The sequence below is a fragment of the Pseudaminobacter soli (ex Li et al. 2025) genome (assembly GCF_029892515.1).
GTDB classification, from domain to species: domain Bacteria; phylum Pseudomonadota; class Alphaproteobacteria; order Rhizobiales; family Rhizobiaceae; genus Pseudaminobacter; species Pseudaminobacter soli_A.
Genome location: NZ_JARXVF010000001.1, coordinates 1,580,381 through 1,601,171, shown reverse-complemented (window position 1 = coordinate 1,601,171; position 20,791 = coordinate 1,580,381). Strand labels below are relative to the sequence as shown.

Genomic DNA, 20,791 nt, shown 5'->3' with positions numbered 1-20,791 from the left:
GTCAGGTAATATGCGAAAGGCAAGAATTATCTGACTCTAGTCAGGCAATCACGCGGTATCGGCCCATTCCCGGATCAGGTGGTGGGCGATGGCGCCCGGGGGCGGTACGCAAAGTCCGTCGGGATGGGTGCCGGCTAGCATGGCGCGCACCTCGTCGGGCAAGAACCAGCGGCAGTCTTCCAGCTCGTTGAAATCGGCGTGGATCTCTTCGGTCAGCGCCTCGCCGAAGCAGCCGATCATCAGCGTGTGCGGGAAGGGCCAGGGCTGGCTTGCGTGGTAGATGACGCGGCCAAGCCGGATGCCTGCCTCTTCGAGAGTTTCGCGCCGCACCGCCGCCTCGATGGTCTCGCCGGGCTCGATGAAGCCGGCCAGCGCCGAATACATGCCGGGCGCGAAGTGCCGCCCGCGGCCGAGCAGGCATTTGTAGGGTGTCACCGTCAGCATGATCGCCACCGGGTCGGTGCGCGGGAAATGCTCGGCATTGCAATTGAGGCAGACGCGCTTGTAGCCGCCGAGCCGGCTTTCGGTGTTGTGGCCGCAGCGGCCGCAGAAGCGGTGTGTGCCGTGCCAGGCAAGCAGCGAGGCGCCCTGCGCCATCGCGCCGAGTGCAGCCGGGTCGATAAGGCCCTGCACATAAATTGAGCGGTAGTCGATGGCCTTGATCGTTTCGGGCAGCCTTTCGGCCGCCAGTCCGGCCGGCGCGGCCAGTATGGGTCCCGATTCGGAAAAGCCGAGCAGCACGATCTGGTCGAGGCGGGCACCGAGCGTGTCGGCTTCGGCGAGGCTGAAATAGGGATAAAAGGCCCCGTCGGCGAGCGTCATGTGCAGCCGCCCGTCGCGCATCAGCAAAAGGCGTGCGGACGGGTTGGCCAGCGCCTTGCCGATGGAGCGGTCGTCGCGATTCTCGGCCTGGCGGTCGATGCTGTTGCCGGCAAAGCCGACGAACTGGCTGGCTTCGCGCTCGGGCGCACCGAACAGGCGAAACGTCGTCCGAAGATCCGCTGAATCGAGCATGGGCTATCGCATCGCAGAGCGGAGTTTTTCGGAGAAGCCGTGCAGGTCGGGCCGCGCATAGGGTTCGCGCATGCCGTGACCCCAGACCGGGCCAGGCCAGCCCGGATCGCCCTCGTTGCGGGCGATGACGTGGACGTGCAGCTGCCTCACGATGTTGCCCAGCGCGCCGGTATTGATCTTGGTGCAGCCGGTCACGGTCTTCAGCGTGTGCGCCACCGTGTTGCATTCGAAGGTCAGCATCGCCTGGTCGAGGGGCGTCATGTCGTGGATTTCCTCCACGCCCGGCCGCTGCGGCACCAGAAGCAGCCACGGCCAGCGTTTATCGTTCATGATCCGCAATTCGCAGAGACCCAGCCACATCAGAGGCTCGCTGTCGGCCTCCAGCTTGGCATCGAGCTCGAATCCGGCCTTGAGGCCAGGCACCATCGGCGTTTCCCTTCTTCTCTTAATGAAAAGCTAGAGTGCGGACTGGCAGCCTGCAAGCGAATCATGCGGCAGAATGAATGTTACGACTCCTTTTTCAGGGCTCTTGCATTTGATTGCACAATTGCCGATATGGGGGACGGGAGGTTGGTGGTGGACGATCCACTCGCCAACCGGGTCAGGTCCGGAAGGAAGCAGCCCTAACGAGCCCCGGAACGGGTCACTGTTCCAGCCTCCCACCTCTTCGCCGATTGTCCGCCCGGCTCGCCGCAGATTGACGGCCTTTGGCTGTGCGGAGACACTGCAGGATCGGCCGATCTCCCGAAGCGGCCCATGGAGCACCTGAAGAGCGGATGAGCGAAGCCGGAAACGACCAGCAGACGAAGGCCGCCGGCGCCTACCGCGTGCTCGCGCGCAAATACCGTCCCACCGATTTCAACGCGCTGATCGGCCAGGAGCCGATGGTCCGCACGCTGACCAACGCCTTCTCGTCCGGCCGAATCGCTCAGGCCTGGATGCTGACCGGCGTGCGCGGCGTGGGCAAGACCACCACCGCCCGTATCCTGGCGCGCGCGCTGAACTACAAGACGGCGGAGATCAACCAGCCCTCAGTCGACCTCACCATTCCCGGCGAGCACTGCCAGGCGATCATGGAAGGCCGCCATCCCGACGTGATCGAGATGGACGCTGCCTCGCACACCGGCATCGACGACATTCGCGACATCATCGAGCAGGTGCGCTACGCGCCCGTTTCGGCGCGCTACAAGGTCTACATCATCGACGAGGTGCACATGCTCTCCACGCAGGCCTTCAACGGCCTGCTGAAGACGCTGGAAGAGCCACCGCCGCATGTGAAGTTCATCTTCGCCACCACCGAGATTCGGAAAGTGCCGATCACGGTCCTGTCGCGCTGCCAGCGCTTCGACCTGCGCCGCATCGACGCCGGCATGCTGGTCGGCCATCTGCGTAACATCGCCGGCCAGGAAGGCATCGATGTCGAGGATACCGCACTCGCCATGATCGCCCGTGCCGCGGAAGGCTCGGCGCGCGATTCGCTGTCGATCTTCGACCAGGCGATCGCCCATGGCGCCGGCAGTGTCACCGCCGAGGCCGTGCGCGCCATGCTGGGCCTTGCCGACCGCGCGCGCATCGTCGACCTATTCGAGCATGTGATGAAGGGCGACGCCGCATCCGCGCTTCTGGGCCTGCGCGCGCTCTATGACGTCGGCGCCGACCCGGTCGCCGTGCTGACCGACCTTGCCGAGTTCAACCATCTGGTCACCCGCATGCGCTTTGTACCCTCGGCCGCCGAGGACGCATCGCTCAGCGAAGACGAGCGCGTACGCGGGCTGGAATTTTCGCAGAATCTTTCGATCCGCGTGCTGTCGCGCGCGTGGCAGATGCTGCTCAAGGGCATTCCCGAGGTGCAGTCGTCCAACCGGCCGATCAGCGCCGCCGAGATGGTGTTGATCCGCCTCGCGCATGCGGCCGACCTGCCGACGCTGGACGAAGCGCTGAAGTCGCTGGGCGACGGCGTGCCGCTGCCCAACGGTGGGGGACAACGCCCCTCGGGCTTGCCTCTGTCTTCCGGCGGTCCCGGCAATGGCGCCAGCGCCGTCTCGCAGACGGTGATGCAGACGACCAATGGCGGCGGCCAGACCATGCGGCTGGTGGCGAACGAGCCCGCGCCGGTCTTTTATGCGCCGCCGGCGGTCGAGGAACCGGCCGCCGTGCCGATCAAATCGCTGGCCGATCTCACCGCGCTTGCGGATTCCCATCGCGACATGGCGCTCAAGGTGCTGATCAAGCGCTGCGTGCGGTTGGTCAGGGTCGAGCCGGGCCGGCTCGACGTGAACCTGACGGACGAAGCGCCCAAGACGCTGCTCAACGACCTGACGGTGAAGCTGAAGGCCTGGACCGGCCGCCACTGGATGGTGGCGCTGTCGCGCGAGGCGGGCGGGCAGACGATCGCCGAGAAGGAAAACGAGCGGCGCGAAAACGCTCTGCTCGATGCCAAGGCGGACCCGACGGTGGCGGCGATCCTCGCAAAATTCCCGGGCGCCAAGATCATCGACGTGCGCATCCCCGATGCGCCGGAGGTCGAGGACGGCGATGCCGACATGCCGGCCGAGCCGCCGGTCGAAGACGACGACGAGAACTGACCAACACAAGGACTACCGATCATGAAGGATCTTCTCGGCCTTATGGGCAAGGCGAAGGAAATGCAGGCCAAGTTCCAGGCCATGCAGGAAGAGGTCGCCACGCTGGAAGCCACCGGCCAGGCCGGCGGCGGGCTGGTGCAGGTGACCATTTCCGGCAAGTTCGAGATGAAGTCGCTGAAGATCGACCCGTCCCTGCTCAAGGAGGACGAGGGCGAGATCCTCGAGGACCTGATCATCGCCGCCCATAACGATGCCAAGGCCAAGGTCGAGGCGACCATGCAGGAAAAGACCAAGGCGCTGACCGCCGGCCTGCCGATCCCGCCCGGCATGAGGCTGCCATTCTAAGTCGGGCCGCAAGCTCCGCCTGGCCAGTTCGCCGATACGGTATTCAGGCCGGGTAGCCCGTTGCAAATCACACCTCTGCTGACAAAGCCGTGCGAATTTTCGTGCGGCTTTGTCGCTGTCTGCGCTAAATCATAGACATGTCCAAGAGAATCGCCGGCCCCGAAATCGAACGTCTGATCCAGCTCCTTGCCAAGGTGCCAGGGCTGGGGCCGCGCTCGGCGCGCCGCGCGGCGCTGCACCTGATCAAGAAGAAGGAGCAGCTGATGGTGCCGTTGGCTTCGGCCATGGGCGAGGCGGCGGAGAAGGTGCGCGTCTGCTCCACATGCGGCAATGTCGACACCGTCGACCCTTGCACGGTCTGCACCGATCCGCGCCGCGATCCGGCGACCGTGATCGTGGTCGAGGAGGTCGCCGACCTCTGGGCGCTCGAACGCGCCGGGGCCATGAACGCGCTCTACCACGTGCTTGGCGGCACGCTGTCGCCGCTCGACGGCATCGGCCCCGACCAGCTCAACGTCAAGCAGCTGGTGCAGCGCGTCTCCGAAGGCGCGATCAAGGAAGTGATCATCGCTGTCAACGCCACCGTCGAGGGCCAGACCACGGCGCACTACCTGACCGACCAGCTTGCGGGGTTCGACGTGAAGGTGACGCGCCTGGCACATGGCGTGCCGGTGGGCGGCGAGCTCGACTATCTCGACGAGGGAACGCTGGCCGCGGCGCTGAGATCGCGGACGGCTTTCTGACGCATTTTGCGGGCAAGGGGGGAAGATGAAGTCTGAAACTGTGGCTCTTTCCTCTGCTTACTCCGGCCTGATGCGCATGCTGCTCGGCCTGCCGCTGATCCTTTGCCTCCTGCTCGCGGCCGCCCAGTTCGTGGCGCGCCCGGCCGCCGCTGCGCAGATCGACGACCAGTTCCGCGCCTGGCTGCAGAACGACCTTTGGCCCGAGGCCAAGAAGCGCGGCATCTCCCAAAAGACCTTCGACGCCGCCTTTGCCGGGATAAAGCCCAATCAGAAGCTGCCGGACCTCGTGATGCCGGGTACCAAGCCGACGACGCCGCAGAAGCAGCATCAGGCCGAATTCGGCTCGCCCGGCAACTATTTCGCGCCGCTTGCCACCGTTACCGCAGGTGCCCGCACGCGGGCCGTGGAGAACGCCAAGACGCTTGCCGCGATCGAAAAGCGCTTTGGCGTGCCAGGGCCGGTGCTGCTGGCAATCTGGGGCCGGGAATCCGGCTTCGGCACGGTAAAGATCCCCTACAACGCCTTCGAGGTGCTGGGCACCAAGGCCTTCATGTCGACCCGCAAGGAGATGTTCCGCACCGAGGTGCTGGCCGCGCTCGAAATCGTCGAGAAGCGGCTGGCGGACGTGAAGTCGATGAAGTCGTCCTGGGCCGGCGCGCTCGGCCAGCCGCAGTTCATGCCGTCCAAATATCTCCAGCATGCCATCGATTTCGACGGCAACGGCCATCCTGACATCTGGAACTCGACGCCCGATACGTTGGCTTCCATCGCCAACTATCTCGTCCACTACGGCTGGGTGAAGGGCCGCGACTGGGGCTTTGAAGTCACCGTGCCGGCAAGCGTTTCCTGTGCGCTCGAAGGGCCGGACAAGGGCAAAAAAATATCCGAATGGGCGGCGATGGGCATCAAGCGCGTGGGCGGCAAGCCGTTCCCGGCAAGCGAGATGCGTGAGCAGAGCTTTCTGCTGATGCCGGCCGGCCGCAACGGCCCGGCCTTCATCGTCACGCCTAACTTTTACGTGCTCAAGGAGTATAATCAGAGCGACCTATACGCGCTGTTCATCGCTCATGGCGCCGACCGTATCGCCAATGGCGACGAGCCGTTCGTCGGCGAGTGGGGCAAGGTGGACGAACTTTACCGCTCCGACATCGCCGCCATGCAGCGCGGGCTGGAGAAGGCAGGCTATGACGTCGGCAGCGCCGACGGCCTGCCGGGCTTCAAGACGCGCCGCTCGATCGGCGACTGGCAGGCCAAGAATGGCCGTGCCGCCACCTGCTTCCCCGACAAGGGGTTGGTCGAGGCGATGAAATAGCCCTTGTGAGGTAGCGCGAAAGGCTTGGCCTGCCGCCAATTGTAGCAATCGCTGCAATTGGACGGGCTTTGCCATAACAGGGTCACAATTGCCTTGGCCTGAGTCCGAATCGGAGCGAACCGAGCGAGAGACCATGAACTTCCGCCGTCCCGCCATCGGAAGCAAAATGCTGACGATCCTGGTTGCGGCCTACGTGCTTTTCCTTTGCAACCACACCTTCTGGAACAAGGTGTCGGGGGAGTTTGCCGGCGACCCGGTCCACCTGATCCTGCTGGGTGCCGTGTTGCTCATCATCTACGGCGTCGTTCTGCTGGTCTTTTCCGCGCCCTATGTGATCAAGCCAGTGTTCATCGCCGTGGTGCTGGTTGCTGCCGGCGTGTCCTATTTCACCGACAGGTTCGGCGTGGTCATGGACCGCGACATGATCCAGAGCCTGCCCCAAACGACCGGGCAGGATCTTGCCCAGCTGACCACCGCGCCCTTCCTGCGGCACATGCTGCTCTACGGCGTCATTCCCAGCCTGCTGATTGCCTGGGTGCGGCCGGTTCACCTGCCGTTCCGGCAAAGGGTCAAGATCAACACCGTGATCGGCTTTGGTCTGCTGGCGCTGGCGGGGCTGATCATCGTTACCAATCTCGGCATTTACCGGCCGTTCTGGGAACGCAACCGGGACGTGGCGATGGCCTATCTGAACCCGGCGGCGGGGCTGGTCAGTGCGGTAGACGATGGGCTGCGGCAGTTCCGCTATGCCACCATCGTTGCCAGGCCCTACGGCGTTGATGCCAGGATCGGGCCGCACGTCACCGCCTCCAAAAAGAAGATGCTGACGGTGCTGGTCGTGGGCGACTCGGCGCGGGCGCAGAATTTCACCCTCAACGGCTATGAGCGCGACACCAATCCCAAGCTCGCCGCGCGCAATGTCATCGCCTTCACCAATGTGACGAGCTGCGGCACGTCGGTCAGCGTTTCGGTCCTGTGCATGTTCTCGCATCTCAACCGCGAGGACTTCACGAGGAGGGAGGCGCTCGGCTGGGAAAACCTCGTCGATGTGCTGAAGCACGCCGGGCTGACCGTGGAATGGTGGGACAACAACACCGGCTCGCAGAACGTGGCCGACCGCATCCCCACCGTCGAGCTTAGCTCGGACGAAGCGACCGATCCGGACCTTTGCAAGGCCGACAAATGCTTCGACCAGGTGCTGGTGGACAAGCTGCGCTTGCGGCTGCATGACTTGCAGGACAATGCCGTTCTGGTGCTTCACACCATAGGCAGCCGCGGCCCCGCCTACTATCAGCGCTATCCCGAGGAATTCGAACACTTCCGGCCTGCCTGCCATAAGGCGGAGGTGACGGAATGCACAATGGACGAGTTGGTGAACGCCTACGACAACACCATCCTGTACACCGACCACATCCTGGCTTCGATAATCGATACTCTCAAGGAGCACGACGACGAGTTCGCCTCGGCCATGTACTACATGTCCGACCACGGCGAGTCGCTCGGCGAAAACAAGCTTTACCTGCACGATGCGCCCTATTTCCTGGCGCCGGACACGCAGAAGCGTGTCCCCTTCATCGTCTGGTTTTCGGACGATTTCGCCAGCACCATCGGGCTCGATCAGTCATGCGTGCGAAGCAAGATCGGCGACAGCTTCTCGCATGACAACATGTTCGACACCATACTTGGCATGATGAACGTCAAGACCAAGGTCTACGACATTCTGCCCGATTCCTTCGCGCCCTGCCGCGGCTCCACGCCTGCAGGCCAGGGAACCGACCCGATCCTCCTGCAGTAGCCGCTAAGCGGCCTAAGCCGCCTGCGAAAGCTCGCGGTGAACGTCGGCGAGGATCTCGAACGAGCGCACCCGCGCCTTGTGGTCGAAGATCTGCGCCGTCACCATCAGCTCGTCGGCGCCGGTCCGCGCGATGAAAGCCTCAAGGCCGCGCCGCACCGTTTCGGGCGAGCCGACCACCGCGCAGGACAGCGCCTGCGCCAGCATGGTGCGGGCGGTTGGGTCGAGGTCCCGGTCGTAATTCTCGACCGGGGCGGGCAGGGGCCCGGGATGGCCGGTGCGCAAATTGACGAAGGCCTGCTGCAGCGAGCTGAAGAGGAGTTTTGCCTCGGCGTCCGTCTCGGCGGCAAATACGTTCAGGCCCAGCATCACATGCGGCTTGTCGAGCCGCTCGGACGGCTGGAAGCGTGAGCGGTAGAGGGCAATAGCGTTTTCCATCTCGGCCGGCGCGAAATGCGAGGCGAAGGCATAGGGCAGGCCGAGTATGGCGGCGAGCTGGGCGCCATAGAGGCTGGAGCCGAGCACCCACATCTGCACGTCCTGGCCTTCGCCCGGCACGGCGCGCAGGCGCTGGCCCGGCTCCGCGGGCGCGAAATAGTTCATGAGCTCGACCACGTCCTGCGGGAAACTGTCGACACCGGCGTCGAGGTTGCGGCGCAAGGCGCGCGCGGTCAGTATGTCGGTACCCGGCGCGCGGCCAAGGCCGAGATCGATGCGGCCGGGATGAAGGGCGGCAAGCGTGCCGAACTGCTCGGCGATCACCAGCGGCGCGTGGTTGGGCAGCATGATGCCGCCGGCGCCGACGCGGATGGTGCTGGTACCGGCCGCGACATGGGCGATGACCACGGAGGTGGCTGCGCTGGCGATGCCCGGCATGTTGTGGTGCTCGGCCAGCCAGTAGCGCCTGTAGCCGAGGCGCTCGGCGTTGCGGGCGAGGTCGAGCGTGTTGGCAAGCGACTGCGAGGCGGTGCTGCCCTCGGTGATCGGCGACAGGTCGAGAACGGAAAGCGGTGTCATGGCGATCTCCTTGGGCACGAGGGCCGGATATAGGAACCGCTAACGGCTTCGCAAAGGTGGCGCTCGCGGCTGGTCCGACCGTTCGGCGGTCGTGTCCTACTTCGCCGGCACGCGCTCCTCTTCTTCACTGCCGTTTTCGACAGTCTGTTCGGCCGCGAGGAAATTGCCGACATGGCGCAGACCGTCCAAGTGGTCGCAGAACACCTTGATGACCACCAGGAGCGGCACCGCGATAAGTGCCCCGATCAGGCCCCATAGCCACGACCAGAAAGCAACCGCGACGAAGATGGAAACCGCGTTGATTTCCAGTCGCCGCCCGACGATCATCGGCGTGACGAACTGGCCCTCTATGATGTTGCAGCAGACCACGAACAGGGGGGCGAGCATCGCATAGAGCAGGCTGTCGAACGACACGATGGCAATCACCGCCACCAGCGCGATGTTCATGGCCGCGCCGATATAGGGCAGGAAGTTGAGCAGCGCCGCCGTGGCGCCCCAGACGAAGGGCGTGGGCATGCCGATGGCCCACATGCCCAGCCCGATGACGGTGCCCAGCCCGACATTGATCAGCGTGATCGTGAGCAGGTAGTGCGAGATTTCGCGCTCGATGTCGTAGACGATGCGCATCGCGCGCTTCTTCTCGCTGAGCCGGGTGAAGGACTGTACGATCTTCTGGTAGAACAGCGTGCCCGAGGCGAGCAGGAACAGCGACAGCACGAAGGTGATCGCCGGCGTGGCGCTCATCGAGATGAGGTCGGCGGCGGCATGCGAGATGATGCCCGGTTGCGCGATGACCACACGCTGCACGCCGGGCTCCTGCGCGCTTTCGGCCACCTGTTCGACCTGGTGCGTGATATTCATCATCTTTTCGAAGGGCTCGCGCAGCTTGGCCAGTCGCTCGGTGAGCTGGTTGCCGATCGCCGGGGCATCGTCGATGAGCTTGATGACCGGGCCGCTAAGCAGGTAGCCGGCGGTGCCGACGATGATGACCGAGATGAGGACCAGGAAGGTTGCCGAGACGGGTTCGGGAATGCCGTGCCGGCGCAGGAAGCGGACGATCGGCGTCAGCATCAGTGTCAGCAGGCAGGCCAGCACCACCGGCAGGAAGAAATCGCGCCCGAAATAGAGGGCGTAGATCGCCAGCAGCGCGAAAATGCCAATCAGCAGCGCGCGGATAAGCTTGATATCGGACGCGGTCTGCGCCGCATCTGGTGCGACAGGTTCGGCCGGCCCATTGGCCATGTGCGGTCCCCCTTGGAACACCTCGCGGCGAGTCTCCCTTCGGGGCGAAGAATGCGACTAGGCGGGTAAGGTTCCGTCAGCTGGCGGCCAGCGACGGCTGCTTTGCCTCGACCTCGCGGCGCACGAGCGGGGCGACCTTGGTGCCAAACAGCTCGATGGCCTTCATGATCTTGGCATGCGGCATGGTGCCGATGGCCATCTGCAAAAGGAAGCGGTCGTTGTTGAATAGTTTGTGGGTGTTGACGATCTTTTCGGCCACCTGCTCGGGGCTTCCGACGAACAGCGCGCCGCGCGGGCCGCGAGCCTGGTCGAAATGCGCCCGGTTGGTGGGGCCCCAGCCGCGTTCGCGGCCGATACGGTCCATGACCTCCGCCTGCGGCGCGTAGAAATCGTCGGCGGCCTGTTCGGTGGTCTCGCCGACGAAACCGTGCACGTTGAGGCTGGTAGCGAGCGTAGCCGTGTCCTGGCTGGCTCGGAGCGCAGCCTCGCGGTAGAGCTCGAACAGCGGCGCAAAGCGCGCCGGCTCGCCGCCGATGATGGCGAGCGCCAGCGGCAGGCCGAGCGCGCCGGCCCGTGCCACCGACGTGGGCGTGCCGCCCACCGCGATCCAGATCGGCAGCTTCTCCTGCAAGGGGCGCGGATAGACGCCGCGGTCGTTGATCGCCGGCCGCATCTCGCCGGCCCATGTCACGCGCTCGCTGTCGCGCAGGGCAAGCAGCAGCTCGAGCTTTTCCTCGAAGAGCTGGTCGTAATCCTCGAGCCGGTAGCCGAACAGCGGGAAGGATTCGATGAACGAGCCGCGCCCGGCCATGATCTCAGCCCGGCCGCCTGAAATCAGGTCGAGCGTGGCGAACTGCTGGAAGACGCGCACCGGATCGTCCGACGACAGCACCGTGACCGCGCTGGTGAGCTTTATGCGCTTGGTGTGCTCGGCGGCGGCGGCCAGCGCGACGGCGGGCGCCGAGGCGGCGTAGTCGGGCCGGTGATGCTCGCCCAGGCCGAACACGTCGAGCCCGACCTTGTCGGCAAGCTCGATCTCTTCCATCAGGTTGCGCAGGCGCTGGTGGGGCGTGACCGCGTCTGGCCCCGGCTTGGGGCTCACATCCGCGAAGGTGTAGATGCCGATTTCCATGGCAAACCTCGAAACCGCTTTGCCTAATGCGTCACCAAACCCTAGAGGTAGCTATGCGCGGGCGCCGAAACCAGTGGCACAGCACGTCGACTTGAAACTCGCGCGGGCGCGCAAAAACCGTTTCCCAGAGGCAACAAACGTCGCTTGCATGGCAGAAATGCCGAATTCGGGCTTGAACTCTGGGCTCTGCCGCGTATGTAGACGGCTCGCAATTATAAGAGACTTGAAGGCGAAAATTGGCAATTTATAGGGAAAAGGACTTCACCGAGCGGCGCAACGCCGCGACCGAAGCAAAAAAGGCTCTCCTTGAAAGGTTCAAGGCACGGCCGGACGAAGACGACCCGGAGGTGCAGGCTCGCAAGGCCGAACGCCAGGCGATCCTCGAGGCCCGCGCGATCCGCGAGGCCGAGAAGGCGCGTCTGAAGCGGGAAAAGCTGGCTCGCGAAGCTGCCGAAAAGGCCGTGCGCCAGGCCGCCGAGGCTGAAGCACGCAGGGTGGCAGAAGAAGCCGCCGCTGCCGAGCGGGCGCGTCTCGAAGCTGAGGAAACCGAACGCCTCGCGCTCGAGCTTTCCGACGAGGCTGCACGCAAGGCCAAGCGCGATGCGCGCTATGCCGCGCGCAAGGCACGCAACGGCCGCATGCCACTGCCCCCGCGCTGACGCGCGGCTCGGCTCAACAGCAATAGCCTATTGATCCTGCGCATCGCGACCCGGCGGCTAGGCTCCGGGGGCGATGCGGGCGGGCTGGCTATTTTTTGTCTTTCAATCTGGTTGCCTGGACCGGCTGCGGCTTGAGCGCAGGTTCGGCGGCGTGCTTCTTCGCGTCCTTCTTGGGCTTCCGAGGTTCCTTGTTGCTGCGCAATTGACCTTTGGCCATGGTCAGCTCCTCCAATGAACTATGGAGCTAGTGAACCAACGTATCGCGTCGAGGGCAAGAGGCAGCTTTAACTGCAGGCGAAGCCGCCGGAGAGGCGGCGCTCCGGCCTTCGGACCGCTCCGATCCGACCCTGATGTTCAACCCTCGTCGCCGTCCGTCACCATCAGCCGCAACTGCCCGGTCTTGGAATCGGCCATGCGCCGCGGGGGCTCGTTTCGGGCGGTCGGGGGCGTCGGCTCGCCGCTGCCTGCGGTCTCGTCGCCGAGCTCCAGCGTCTCGATCTTCGCGCCGCGCCGCGTGATCTTGCCGGTCGAGGTCAGGATGTCGTCGATGTCCTTGGCGGTCTGGCCGAAATGGCCCTGCAGCCGGCGCACGCGCTCGTCGAGCCGGGAAACGTCCTCCATCAGCCGGATCACCTCGCCCTGGATCAGATGCGCCTGCTCGCGCATGCGCGCATCCTTCAGGATCGCCTGGATGACCTGGATCGACAGCATCAGCAGCGAGGGCGAGACGATGACCACGCGCGCCTTGTGTGCCCGATGCACCAGCGCCTCGAAATTCTCATGGATCTCGCTGAAGACCGATTCGGACGGCACGAACATGAAGGCCGTGTCCTGCGTCTCGCCGCTGATCAGGTATTTTTCCGAAATGTCCCGGATGTGGATCTCGACATCGCGGCGGAAGGGCTGGGCGGCGAGCTTTTGGGCTTCCGGGCCTTCTGCAGCGCGGATGGCGTTCCAGGCTTCCAGCGGAAACTTGGCGTCGATGACCAGCGACGGCGCGCCGTTGGGCATCCGCACCAGGCAGTCCGGCCGGTTGCCGTTGGACAGTGTCGCCTGGAATTCATAGGCGCCATGCGGCAGCCCGTCGGCGACGATCGCCTCCATGCGCGACTGGCCGAAGGCGCCGCGCGTCTGCTTGTTGGAGAGGATCGCCTGCAGCTGCACTACCTGGCCGGCCAGCGACTGGATGTTGTTCTGCGCCGTGTCGATGACGGCAAGCCGCTCCTGCAGCTTGGCCAGGCTTTCGTGGGTGGATTTGGTCTGCTCGCTCATGGTCTGGCCGAGGCGGCCGGTCATGGCATCGAGCCGCTGGCTGAGCGACTGGGTGAGTTCGGCCTGCCGCGCGCCGAACACTTCGGCCATGGCGCCCATGCGGCCCTGCATCTGGGCCTGCGCCTGCAGGATCGCGCCCATCCGCATCTCGGCCTCGGCGGCAGCAACCGCCCGCGAGCGGGACGAACGCAACAGCGCAATGGTCAGGATCGCCAGCAGGGCCAGCAAGGCCAGCCCGAAAGCCAGCAGCATCTCGCCCAGCGTCAGCGTGCTGGCGCCAAGCCGGAAGGCAGGTTGCGAAAGAAGTGTGGGCAGGTCGCTCATCCGCGCAAGATACGCGATTCGGCAGTATAGAAAAGATCAAAACAAGAACATTCGCGGAGGGAGCAGTTGACGCCTTTCCTGCTAAGTCTTAGGTGAGGCGCATGACGATAAAGCCGCTGATCATCCTTCCCGATCCTGTCCTGCGCCAGCTTTCCAAGCCGGTCGAGCGCGTGGATAACGACCTGCGCAAGCTGGCCGACGACATGCTGGAAACCATGTATGACGCGCCGGGCATCGGGCTGGCCGCCATCCAGGTCGGCATTCCGCTGCGCCTGCTGGTGATCGACCTTGCCAAGGAAGGCGAAGAGCCGGCACCGATGGTCGTGGTGAACCCCGAGATCGTGAACAGCTCGGACGAGCGCTCGACCTATGAGGAAGGCTGCCTGTCGATCCCGGACTATTATGCCGAGGTCGAACGCCCGGCCACGGTGCGCGCGAAATTCCTCGACCGCGACGGCAAGCAGCAGGAGATCACTGCCGAAGGCCTCCTGGCCACCTGCCTGCAACACGAAATCGACCACCTCAACGGCGTGCTGTTCATCGACCACATCTCGCGGTTGAAGCGCGACATGGTGATGCGCAAGTTCAAGAAGCTGGCCAAGGACCGTCCGCCGAGCCGCCTGGTCGGGTAATACCCGAATCGTTGAAAATCACGCCTGCGGCCACTATGATATCGCTGATATCAAGCGGAGGTCGTCATGGGCGACATGCTGATCCGTGGAATTGACGAAGAGCTGAAGCGCAGCCTCGAGGAACATGCGCGCCGCAATCGGCGCAGCCTGTCCGAGGAAGCGATCGTCCAGATCAGAAGCGGGCTTGCCCATGAACTGGCAAGCAACCGCAGGGCCGGCGATGTCCTGCGGGCCTTGGTGCGGGACAATTTCTTCACCGACGAAGAGCTTGCTGCGATCAATGCGTCCCGCAAGGAAGCCGATCGCGAGCCGCCGGATTTCAGCTAGGCCATGATCGTTCTGGACACGAATGTCGTATCGGACAGTTTTTCCAGGCGGCCGAGCGAAATTGTCCTCGACTGGCTTAACGGGCAGGAACTGCAGCGTCTGTTCCTGTCAACCGTGGTTCTGGCCGAGCTCTATTTCGGCGCCTATCTGGTGCAGGACGGATCGAGACGGCAGGGTCTGATACAATCCATCGGCGGGATTCGCGACGAATTCGCGGGGCGAATCCTCGGCTTTGGCGAGGCCATGGCCGAGCGCTACGGGCAGATAACCGCGCAACGCCGGCTGGCGGGCCGCCCGATCGAGACGAAGGACGCCATGATCGCCGCGATCTGCCTCGTCAACGATGCCACTTTGGCCACGCGAAATGTCCGCGACTTCGACGGACTTGACCTGAGGCTCGTAAACCCGTTTGAAGCGGGTAAGTAGCCGGCGCGGCGACGCGCGACGACAAACAGCCGGATTGGGATCAGAATGCCGCTTCGCGTCATCTTCATGGGTACGCCGGATTTTTCCGTGCCGACGCTGGCCGCAATCGCGGCTGCCGGGCATGAGGTGGTCTGCGTCTACACCCAGCCGCCACGTCCGGCCGGCCGTCGCGGGCTGGAGCTGACGCCGTCGCCGGTGCAGCGCGAGGCCGAAAGGCTGGGCGTCGAAGTGCGCACGCCGCTGTCGCTGAAGGGCCAGGACGAGCAGGAAGCGTTTCGCGCGCTCGGTGCTGATGTCGCCGTGGTTGTGGCCTATGGGCTGCTTTTGCCGAAGGCCATTCTCGAAGGCACGCGGCTCGGCTGTTACAACGGCCACGCTTCGCTGCTGCCGCGCTGGCGCGGCGCCGCGCCGATCCAGCGCGCCATCATGGCCGGCGACGGCGAGACCGGCATGATGGTCATGAAGATGGATGTCGGGCTCGACACCGGCCCGGTGGCGCTGACCGCGAAGGTCGAGATCGCCCCCGACATGACGGCGGGCGAACTGCACGACCGCCTGATGGAGCAGGGCGCCGGGCTGATGGTCGAGGCGTTGGCGAAGGTCGAGCAAGCCGACCTGCCTTTGAGGGCGCAGCCCGAGGATGGCGTCGTCTATGCCAAGAAGATTGACAAGGCCGAAACCCGCATCGACTGGGCGCTGCCGGCCGCCGAAGTGCACAACCATATTCGCGGCCTGTCGCCCTTTCCCGGCGCCTGGTGTGAGGTGACGATCGGCGGCAAGGTAGAGCGGCTGAAGGTGCTGCGGTCGACGTTTGCGCAGGGAGCCGGCGGGCCGGGCGCGATTCTCGACGGAAATCTCACGGTTGCCTGCGGCGAGGGAGCCGTGCGCCTGCTGGAAGTACAGCGCGCGGGCGGTAAAATCATTTCAGCGGAGGAGTTTTTGCGCGGGGCCAAGCTCGACAAGGGAGGAACACTTTCATGAGCACGGTAACCGTAAGGCAGGCAGCACCCGAGGATCGCAAGGCAATTTTCGGCGTCGAGGAGCGCGCCTTCGGGCGCAAGCATGAGGCCGATCTGGTCGAGCGCGTCGTGGCCGATGGCGAGGGGCTGCTGGAACTGGTCGCCGAAAGGGATGGCCGCATCGTCGGCCACGTGCTTTTCTCGCGGCTGCTGGTCGACCCCGACGGCCAACCATTCGACGCGGTTTCGCTGGCGCCACTGGCAGTGGACCCGGACTATCAGGGGCAGGGTGTCGGCAGCGCACTGGTGCGGTGCGGGCACGAAATCCTGAAGGAGCGCGGTGAAAGGCTCGCCGTGGTAGTGGGCGATCCCGACTACTACGGCCGTTTCGGCTATGCCCGGGCGGGTGCGGAAAAATTCGAAAGCGACTATCAGGGGGATGCCATGCAGGCACTTTATTGGGGCGAGGCCCCGACCAGCGGCCAGCTGGCCCATCCTCGTGCATTTGCCGGCTGGTAAGGACAAAACGTGCCGCGATACCGCCTCGACATCGAATATGATGGAACCGCCTATGCCGGCTGGCAGCGCCAGGACGGCCCAGCCACGGTTCAAGGAGCCATCGAACAGGCCATCAAGGGCTTTTCCGGCCAGGAAGTGACGCTGCGCGGCGCCGGCCGCACGGACGCCGGCGTGCACGCGACCGGACAGGTCGGCCATGTCGACCTCGAAAAGGGCTGGCGCGACGACACGGTGCGCGATGCAGTGAACGCGCATCTGCAGATGGCGGGCGAGGCGGTGTCCATCCTGGCCGCGTGCACCGTGCCCGATGATTTCGACGCCCGCTTCTCGGCCACGGGCCGGCAATATCTCTACCGCATCCTCAATCGCCGCGCGCCGGCAGCACTTGAGGCCAAGCGCGTCTGGCTGGTGCAGAAACGCCTCGATGTGGATGCCATGCAGGAGGCCGCGCAGGTTCTGGTCGGCCGGCACGATTTCACGACCTTCCGCTCGCAGCAATGCCAGGCGGCAAGCCCGGTGCGCACGCTCGACCGTTTCGACGTGGTGCGGAATGGCGAGGCGATCGAGATCCACGCCGCGGCCCGCTCCTTCCTGCACAACCAGGTGCGCTCCATGGTTGGCACCCTCAAGCGGGTGGGCGAGGGCGCCTGGACGCCCAAGGATGTGAAGGACGCGCTGGAGGCGAAGGACAGGGCTGCCTGCGGTACGGTGGCGCCGCCGCAGGGGCTTTACCTGACCAAGGTCGATTATCTCGGTACGTAGATTCCGAGCGCGGACTGCAGCACCACGAGCACGATGACCGAGGCCGCGAACATGGCCGCAAACACCGCGCTGCCCATGGCCGGGCCGCGTGCGATGACGACATTCGTAAGCCGCCAGGTCAGCACCATCGAAAGCGCGAACAGGCCGAACGAGACCGTCAGGAACAAGGCCGAGCTGGAGGTGAGCAGCAGCTTTAGCAGCGCCGCGGGCAGCACCAGCCAGGCGAGGATGGCCGAGCCCCAGTTGAAGGCGACGACATACTGGACAAAACGGTCGCGAATGCCGGCGAGCGGCGCGGCGAGCGCCAGCGCAATCAGGGGCAGGATCCAGACACCCATCTCCACCACCGCCAGGCGCAGGAGATAGGAGAAGCGGCTGGCCGAGGCAGCGGGGTCGTCGCCGAGCTCGTTGGCCGTGCCGACCCAGTCGACGACCAGCGGCGGCAGGGCGATGATGATGGCGAAGAACGAATTCCAGAACCCGTCCGCCGAAACGTCGAGCAGCGACAGCCCGTCGCGCTTGCCGGTCATCAGCCGCCAGGCGCCGACCATAAATCGCTGGATGTCATCGGCGGGCGGCATAATCAGCCTCGTTCGAACCAGTCCTGTATGAACCGGCCGTAGATATCGGTCAGTGTTTCGAGATCGGCAACTGCGACCCGTTCGTCGACCATGTGCATGGTCTTGCCGACGAGGCCGAATTCGACCACCGGGCAGTGATCCTTGATGAAGCGCGCGTCGGAGGTGCCGCCGGAGGTCGACAGCCCCGGCTTGCGGCCGGTGACGGCCTCGACCGAGCCGCTCAGCGTCTCGATCAGCTTTTCGTCGCGGGTGAGGAAGACGTGGCTCGGCCCGTCGCGCCAGGTAAGCTCGAACTCAATCGGCTCCTTGCGGCCCTTGCGGTATTTCTTGCGGCCGCAGGCGACGTCGAGCCGGTTGTGGATCTCGGCCTGGATGGTTTCGGCGCCCCAGGTGTCGTTGAAGCGGATGTTGAAGCTGGCGCTCGCCTTGGCCGGGATGACGTTGGTGGCCGGATTGCCGACGTCGATCGTGGTCACTTCGAGATTGGTCGGCTGGAAATCCTTGGTGCCCTCGTCGAAATCAGGCACCAGCAGCGCGTCGACCAGGGTCATCAGGCCGCGCACCGGGTTGTCCGCCAGATGCGGATAGGCGGCGTGGCCCTGGCGGCCGTTCACGGTGATGGTGCCGGAGAGCGAGCCGCGGCGGCCGATCTTGATCATGTCGCCGAGCGCGTCGGGATTGGTGGGCTCGCCGACGATCGAGGCGTCCCACTTCTCGCCCTTGCCGGCTGCCCAGTCGAGCAGCTTGGTGGTGCCGTTGATGGCCGGGCCTTCCTCGTCGCCGGTGATCAGCAGGGAGATCGAGCCCTTCGGTTTGCCGTGTGTTTCGATGTGGCGGGCAAGGGCTGCCACGAAGCAGGCGATGCCGCCCTTCATGTCGACGGCGCCGCGGCCATACATCTCGCCATTGTCGACGGTCGCCGAAAAGGGCGGGTGCTTCCAGGCTGCCTCATCGCCAACCGGCACCACGTCGGTATGCCCCGCAAACATCAGATGCGGGCCGTTGCCGGAGAGCCGGGCGTAGAGGTTTTCGATATCGGGCGTGCCGTCCTCGGAAAACACCGGCCGCTCGACCGTGAAGCCCAGCGGCTTCAGCATGGCTTCGAGCGCGGTCAGCGCGCCGCCTTCGGCAGGCGTGACGGAGGGGCAGCGGATCAGGGCGGCGAGGTTTTCGGCGGGATCTTTTGGCAGCATCATGCGGTGAGGGATAGTCGAAAGCGCCGGTTCTGTCACGCGCGACATGCGGACTGCCAAAGGCTTGCCGGCATCATGGTTTTCGTGCCGTATAACGTTGCGGCGAAAGAGATTTTCTATGGCCGACAAGGACAGTCAGATCGTCATCGCAGGCGCCGGCAGCATCGGCTGCTATGCCGGCGGCTGCCTGGCGGTGGCGGGCCGCAAGGTGCGCTTCCTCTGCCGGCCGAACATCGAGGCGAGGCTGCGCGCCGGGGGCTTGCGCGTCAGCGATCTCGACGGCCGCGACCGCCTGCTGGACGCCGGGGCGATCCACGCAACCACCGATCCGGCAGAGGCGCTCACCGACGCAAGCGTGGTGCTAGTTACCGTCAAGAGCGGCGCGACGGAGGAGATGGGCGGGCTGATCGCCGCGCATGCGCCGCCCGATGCGGTCATCGTCAGCCTGCAGAACGGCGTCGACAATGTCGGCAGGCTGCAGGCTCTTGTTGGCAGCCGGTGGGTGCTGGCCGGCATGGTCGCCTTCAACGTCGTCCAGAAAAACGGGGGCGAGTCCCTGCACGTGCACCGCGCCACCGAGGGGGCGGCGCTGATCGAAAGCGGCGTGTCGGGTCTCGCCGAGCTTTTGGATGTCGCCGGCTTTTCGGTTCAGGCGCATGCCGACATGCGGGCGGTGCTGTGGGGCAAGCTTTTGTTCAATCTCAACAATGCCTTGGTGGCGCTGTCGGGCTTGCCGTTGGCGACCGAGCTGGCGGATCGCCGCTGGAGGCTGATTCTCGCCCGCCAGATCGACGAGGCGCTGGCGGTGTTGAGGGCGGCCTCGATCACGCCGGGCCGGATCGGCGGCCTGCGCCCCTCGCTGCTGCCGAAGATCCTGCGCCTGCCCGACTGGCTGTTCAGGCTGGTGGCGAGGCGGATGCTGATGGTCGACCCCGAGGCGCGCGCTTCGATGTGGGATGACCTGGAGCGCGGCCGACCGACGGAGATCGCCGAATTCCAGGGCAAGATCATGCGACTGGCCGCGGATACGGGGACGCCAGTGCCGCTCACCCAGCGCATCATGCGATTGGTCGAAGCAGCAGAGGCCAACGAGGCCGGCTCGCCGCAACTTTCGCCGGAGGCTGTGTTGGACGGGATCGGCCGCTGAGGTCGCCGTCTGCGACTCGACGCATTGGACGGCACTCGCCTCACGCCCTAACATAGGCCCAGCAATCAGGAGTTTTTGAACAAATGCCGTCAGCTCGCCCTTCCTTGTCCACCATCGGTTTCGATGCCGACGACACGCTGTGGCAGAACGAGCTGTTCTTTCGCCGGACGGAGAAGCAGTTTGCGCTGCTGCTAGCCGAGCATGCCGAGGGCCATGACATCGAGGCGCGGCTGCTGGAGGCCGAAAGGCGCAACCTCGCGCTCTACGGTTTCGGTATCAAGGGGTTCACCCTTTCGATGATCGAGACGGCGCTGGAGATCAGCGGCGGCAAGCTGCCGCCCAAGGTGATTCGCGAAATCCTCGATGCCGGCCGCGACATGCTGAGCCATCCGGTGGAGACGCTGCCGCATGTTCGCGAGACGCTGGAATTGCTGGCGGGCAACTACCGGCTGGTGCTGATCACCAAGGGCGACCTGTTCGACCAGGAGCGCAAGCTGGCGCAATCGGGCCTGGGCGAGCTGTTCGATGCGGTGGAGATCGTCAGCGACAAGACGGCGGCCACTTACCAGCGCATTTTCACCCGCTACGGCGACGGGCCGGGGCGCAGCATGATGGTGGGAAATTCGCTGAAATCCGACGTGGTGCCGGCCATCGAGGCCGGCAGCTGGGGCGTCTACATCCCGCACGACCTGACCTGGGTGCTGGAACATGTCGACGAGCCGACCGGCGCTCCGCGCTTCCGCCGCATCGAGCACCTGGGCGAACTGGGCGAACTGATCGATACAGTCGATCGGGAGGGCTGAGTCGC

At 65.0% G+C, this 20,791-nt stretch carries 23 protein-coding genes and 1 other RNA gene; 15 read left to right on the top strand and 9 right to left on the bottom strand.

Annotated features, from left to right (window positions below; translation table 11 throughout):
• Positions 1–48: 48 nt before the first annotated feature.
• On the bottom strand, positions 49–1,014 hold the full coding sequence (gene nudC / locus M2281_RS07660) for an NAD(+) diphosphatase (protein ID WP_280820465.1): 966 nt from the start codon (positions 1,012–1,014) through the stop codon (positions 49–51).
• Positions 1,015–1,017: 3 nt separating this feature from the next.
• The gene (locus M2281_RS07655; RefSeq protein WP_280820464.1) at positions 1,018–1,440 is read right to left on the bottom strand and encodes an HIT family protein; all 423 of its coding nucleotides are present in this window, start codon (positions 1,438–1,440) and stop codon (positions 1,018–1,020) included.
• Between the two features lie 139 nt (positions 1,441–1,579).
• Between M2281_RS07655 and ffs the strand changes: the two genes are divergently transcribed.
• The 6 genes from ffs (at position 1,580) to M2281_RS07625 (ending at position 7,794) form a co-directional block, all read left to right on the top strand.
• Positions 1,580–1,677, top strand: an RNA gene (gene ffs / locus M2281_RS07650) — signal recognition particle sRNA small type.
• Between the two features lie 113 nt (positions 1,678–1,790).
• On the top strand, positions 1,791–3,599 hold the full coding sequence (locus tag M2281_RS07645; protein ID WP_280820463.1) for a DNA polymerase III subunit gamma/tau: 1,809 nt from the start codon (positions 1,791–1,793) through the stop codon (positions 3,597–3,599).
• Between the two features lie 21 nt (positions 3,600–3,620).
• Positions 3,621–3,944, top strand: coding sequence for a YbaB/EbfC family nucleoid-associated protein (locus M2281_RS07640; RefSeq protein WP_280820462.1), 324 nt, complete (start codon positions 3,621–3,623; stop codon positions 3,942–3,944).
• Positions 3,945–4,081: 137 nt separating this feature from the next.
• Positions 4,082–4,687, top strand: a complete 606-nt coding sequence (gene recR, locus M2281_RS07635) for a recombination mediator RecR (protein WP_280820461.1) — start codon at positions 4,082–4,084, stop codon at positions 4,685–4,687.
• A gap of 76 nt (positions 4,688–4,763) precedes the next feature.
• Positions 4,764–5,999: a lytic murein transglycosylase gene (locus M2281_RS07630; protein WP_425537709.1), complete on the top strand. Its 1,236-nt coding sequence runs from the start codon at positions 4,764–4,766 to the stop codon at positions 5,997–5,999.
• Positions 6,000–6,132: 133 nt separating this feature from the next.
• Positions 6,133–7,794 carry a phosphoethanolamine transferase gene (locus M2281_RS07625; protein WP_280820460.1) on the top strand — a complete coding sequence of 554 codons (1,662 nt, stop codon included), beginning with the start codon at positions 6,133–6,135 and terminating at the stop codon, positions 7,792–7,794.
• A 12-nt stretch (positions 7,795–7,806) separates the two neighbouring features.
• Here M2281_RS07625 and M2281_RS07620 read toward each other — a convergent pair whose 3' ends face one another.
• The 3 genes from M2281_RS07620 to M2281_RS07610 all read right to left on the bottom strand — a co-directional run bounded on the left by M2281_RS07620 (position 7,807) and on the right by M2281_RS07610 (position 11,182).
• Positions 7,807–8,808: an LLM class flavin-dependent oxidoreductase gene (locus M2281_RS07620; RefSeq protein WP_280820459.1), complete on the bottom strand. Its 1,002-nt coding sequence runs from the start codon at positions 8,806–8,808 to the stop codon at positions 7,807–7,809.
• 96 nt (positions 8,809–8,904) lie between these two features.
• Positions 8,905–10,050, bottom strand: coding sequence for an AI-2E family transporter (locus tag M2281_RS07615; RefSeq protein ID WP_280820458.1), 1,146 nt, complete (start codon positions 10,048–10,050; stop codon positions 8,905–8,907).
• Between the two features lie 76 nt (positions 10,051–10,126).
• Positions 10,127–11,182 (bottom strand): LLM class flavin-dependent oxidoreductase, encoded by a 1,056-nt coding sequence (locus M2281_RS07610; RefSeq protein WP_280820457.1) that lies wholly within the window; start codon positions 11,180–11,182, stop codon positions 10,127–10,129.
• Between the two features lie 236 nt (positions 11,183–11,418).
• Between M2281_RS07610 and M2281_RS07605 the strand changes: the two genes are divergently transcribed.
• A complete protein-coding gene (locus M2281_RS07605) occupies positions 11,419–11,841 on the top strand; it encodes a DUF6481 family protein (protein WP_280820456.1) in 423 nt (140 codons plus the stop codon).
• An 88-nt stretch (positions 11,842–11,929) separates the two neighbouring features.
• Here the strand turns inward: M2281_RS07605 and M2281_RS07600 are convergent, their stop codons facing one another.
• Together M2281_RS07600 and M2281_RS07595 are read right to left on the bottom strand one after the other, a co-directional pair.
• A complete protein-coding gene (locus tag M2281_RS07600) occupies positions 11,930–12,058 on the bottom strand; it encodes a hypothetical protein (protein WP_280820455.1) in 129 nt (42 codons plus the stop codon).
• 137 nt (positions 12,059–12,195) lie between these two features.
• On the bottom strand, positions 12,196–13,437 hold the full coding sequence (locus M2281_RS07595) for a DNA recombination protein RmuC (RefSeq protein ID WP_280820454.1): 1,242 nt from the start codon (positions 13,435–13,437) through the stop codon (positions 12,196–12,198).
• A 101-nt stretch (positions 13,438–13,538) separates the two neighbouring features.
• Here M2281_RS07595 and def point away from each other — a divergent pair, with 101 nt between their 5' ends.
• The 6 genes from def (at position 13,539) to truA (ending at position 17,062) form a co-directional block, all read left to right on the top strand.
• On the top strand, positions 13,539–14,069 hold the full coding sequence (gene def / locus M2281_RS07590) for a peptide deformylase (RefSeq protein ID WP_280820453.1): 531 nt from the start codon (positions 13,539–13,541) through the stop codon (positions 14,067–14,069).
• Positions 14,070–14,135: 66 nt separating this feature from the next.
• Positions 14,136–14,396 carry a FitA-like ribbon-helix-helix domain-containing protein gene (locus M2281_RS07585; RefSeq protein ID WP_280820452.1) on the top strand — a complete coding sequence of 87 codons (261 nt, stop codon included), beginning with the start codon at positions 14,136–14,138 and terminating at the stop codon, positions 14,394–14,396.
• A 3-nt stretch (positions 14,397–14,399) separates the two neighbouring features.
• Positions 14,400–14,822, top strand: a complete 423-nt coding sequence (locus tag M2281_RS07580) for a type II toxin-antitoxin system VapC family toxin (RefSeq protein ID WP_280820451.1) — start codon at positions 14,400–14,402, stop codon at positions 14,820–14,822.
• Positions 14,823–14,867: 45 nt separating this feature from the next.
• Positions 14,868–15,803 (top strand): methionyl-tRNA formyltransferase, encoded by a 936-nt coding sequence (gene fmt / locus M2281_RS07575; RefSeq protein ID WP_280820450.1) that lies wholly within the window; start codon positions 14,868–14,870, stop codon positions 15,801–15,803.
• Positions 15,800–16,300, top strand: a complete 501-nt coding sequence (locus M2281_RS07570; RefSeq protein WP_280820449.1) for a GNAT family N-acetyltransferase — start codon at positions 15,800–15,802, stop codon at positions 16,298–16,300. The genes fmt and M2281_RS07570 overlap by 4 nt, the downstream gene beginning before the upstream one ends.
• A 9-nt stretch (positions 16,301–16,309) precedes the next feature.
• Positions 16,310–17,062 carry a tRNA pseudouridine(38-40) synthase TruA gene (gene truA, locus M2281_RS07565; protein WP_280820448.1) on the top strand — a complete coding sequence of 251 codons (753 nt, stop codon included), beginning with the start codon at positions 16,310–16,312 and terminating at the stop codon, positions 17,060–17,062.
• Here the strand turns inward: truA and M2281_RS07560 are convergent.
• Both M2281_RS07560 and dapE read right to left on the bottom strand, forming a co-directional pair.
• Positions 17,047–17,643: a transporter gene (locus M2281_RS07560; protein ID WP_280820447.1), complete on the bottom strand. Its 597-nt coding sequence runs from the start codon at positions 17,641–17,643 to the stop codon at positions 17,047–17,049. The genes truA and M2281_RS07560 overlap by 16 nt on opposite strands.
• A gap of 2 nt (positions 17,644–17,645) precedes the next feature.
• Positions 17,646–18,839 (bottom strand): succinyl-diaminopimelate desuccinylase, encoded by a 1,194-nt coding sequence (dapE, locus tag M2281_RS07555; protein ID WP_280821148.1) that lies wholly within the window; start codon positions 18,837–18,839, stop codon positions 17,646–17,648.
• A gap of 115 nt (positions 18,840–18,954) precedes the next feature.
• On the opposite strand from dapE, the gene M2281_RS07550 reads away from it, so the two are divergent.
• Complete coding sequence (locus M2281_RS07550; protein WP_280820446.1) at positions 18,955–19,983, top strand: 2-dehydropantoate 2-reductase; 1,029 nt, start codon at positions 18,955–18,957, stop codon at positions 19,981–19,983.
• Positions 19,984–20,066: 83 nt separating this feature from the next.
• Positions 20,067–20,786 carry an HAD family hydrolase gene (locus M2281_RS07545; protein ID WP_280820445.1) on the top strand — a complete coding sequence of 240 codons (720 nt, stop codon included), beginning with the start codon at positions 20,067–20,069 and terminating at the stop codon, positions 20,784–20,786.
• Positions 20,787–20,791: the final 5 nt, after the last annotated feature.

Excerpts from the sequence above, each read along its gene's own strand:
- nudC (WP_280820465.1), bottom strand. The coding sequence starts at position 1,014 with ATGCTCGATTCAGCGGATCTTCGGACGACGTTTCGCCTGTTCGGTGCG.
- M2281_RS07655 (WP_280820464.1), bottom strand. The coding sequence starts at position 1,440 with ATGGTGCCTGGCCTCAAGGCCGGATTCGAGCTCGATGCCAAGCTGGAG.
- M2281_RS07645 (WP_280820463.1), top strand. The coding sequence starts at position 1,791 with ATGAGCGAAGCCGGAAACGACCAGCAGACGAAGGCCGCCGGCGCCTAC.
- M2281_RS07640 (WP_280820462.1), top strand. The coding sequence starts at position 3,621 with ATGAAGGATCTTCTCGGCCTTATGGGCAAGGCGAAGGAAATGCAGGCC.
- recR (WP_280820461.1), top strand. The coding sequence starts at position 4,082 with ATGTCCAAGAGAATCGCCGGCCCCGAAATCGAACGTCTGATCCAGCTC.
- M2281_RS07630 (WP_425537709.1), top strand. The coding sequence starts at position 4,764 with ATGCTGCTCGGCCTGCCGCTGATCCTTTGCCTCCTGCTCGCGGCCGCC.
- M2281_RS07625 (WP_280820460.1), top strand. The coding sequence starts at position 6,133 with ATGAACTTCCGCCGTCCCGCCATCGGAAGCAAAATGCTGACGATCCTG.
- M2281_RS07620 (WP_280820459.1), bottom strand. The coding sequence starts at position 8,808 with ATGACACCGCTTTCCGTTCTCGACCTGTCGCCGATCACCGAGGGCAGC.
- M2281_RS07615 (WP_280820458.1), bottom strand. The coding sequence starts at position 10,050 with ATGGCCAATGGGCCGGCCGAACCTGTCGCACCAGATGCGGCGCAGACC.
- M2281_RS07610 (WP_280820457.1), bottom strand. The coding sequence starts at position 11,182 with ATGGAAATCGGCATCTACACCTTCGCGGATGTGAGCCCCAAGCCGGGG.
- M2281_RS07600 (WP_280820455.1), bottom strand. The coding sequence starts at position 12,058 with ATGGCCAAAGGTCAATTGCGCAGCAACAAGGAACCTCGGAAGCCCAAG.
- M2281_RS07595 (WP_280820454.1), bottom strand. The coding sequence starts at position 13,437 with ATGAGCGACCTGCCCACACTTCTTTCGCAACCTGCCTTCCGGCTTGGC.
- def (WP_280820453.1), top strand. The coding sequence starts at position 13,539 with ATGACGATAAAGCCGCTGATCATCCTTCCCGATCCTGTCCTGCGCCAG.
- M2281_RS07585 (WP_280820452.1), top strand. The coding sequence starts at position 14,136 with ATGGGCGACATGCTGATCCGTGGAATTGACGAAGAGCTGAAGCGCAGC.
- M2281_RS07580 (WP_280820451.1), top strand. The coding sequence starts at position 14,400 with ATGATCGTTCTGGACACGAATGTCGTATCGGACAGTTTTTCCAGGCGG.
- fmt (WP_280820450.1), top strand. The coding sequence starts at position 14,868 with ATGCCGCTTCGCGTCATCTTCATGGGTACGCCGGATTTTTCCGTGCCG.
- M2281_RS07570 (WP_280820449.1), top strand. The coding sequence starts at position 15,800 with ATGAGCACGGTAACCGTAAGGCAGGCAGCACCCGAGGATCGCAAGGCA.
- M2281_RS07560 (WP_280820447.1), bottom strand. The coding sequence starts at position 17,643 with ATGCCGCCCGCCGATGACATCCAGCGATTTATGGTCGGCGCCTGGCGG.
- dapE (WP_280821148.1), bottom strand. The coding sequence starts at position 18,839 with ATGATGCTGCCAAAAGATCCCGCCGAAAACCTCGCCGCCCTGATCCGC.
- M2281_RS07550 (WP_280820446.1), top strand. The coding sequence starts at position 18,955 with ATGGCCGACAAGGACAGTCAGATCGTCATCGCAGGCGCCGGCAGCATC.
- M2281_RS07545 (WP_280820445.1), top strand. The coding sequence starts at position 20,067 with ATGCCGTCAGCTCGCCCTTCCTTGTCCACCATCGGTTTCGATGCCGAC.